1 protein-coding gene is annotated in these 489 nt (G+C 58.5%); it reads right to left on the reverse strand.

The genetic code is table 11. The features are described 5' to 3' along the window. Positions 1 to 208: 208 nt before the first annotated feature. The coding region (locus AAFM29_RS18005; protein WP_341714073.1) for an SDR family oxidoreductase at positions 209 to 489 on the reverse strand (281 nt) is incomplete at its 5' end.

Consider the following 489-nt stretch of genomic DNA (forward strand, 5'->3'; position numbering starts at 1 on the left):
ATCGGAAAGGCTCGAGCCAGTCTTGGTCGCGACGACCACGATTTCTCGCGGATTGTCCGATCCGTTGCTTGCCATGTCCTGATCGTCCTGAGCCATCGCATGCCCGCCAACGATCATCGCCGACACACCGGCGCCCAGCATGACCGTTATGCGCAAAGCCCTCAAACTGGTGCTCATTTTCTCTATCTCCCTGAATTTTTCTTTGGTGTCAGTCTTCGATGAATCTGGCGGTCGGACCTGCGTCGCCATCGGGAACGAAGCGCGTGCCCGTCAGTCCCCCGTCGATGGCAAGGCATTGTGCCGAAACATATTTCGCTTCCTGCGACGCAAGATAGGCGACGCCGGCCGCGATATCCTCGACCGCGCCATTGCCGCGAATCGGCTTGTTGATCACCACGATCTGCTTGAGCGCGCTTTCATCGCCCCATGTCCGGAGGATATCGCTGTTAAGCGGCGTTTCGATCGTGCCCGGTGCGATAGTATTGGCGG

It is taken from the genome of Erythrobacter sp., from assembly GCF_038133525.1.
In the GTDB taxonomy this organism is placed as follows: domain Bacteria; phylum Pseudomonadota; class Alphaproteobacteria; order Sphingomonadales; family Sphingomonadaceae; genus Qipengyuania.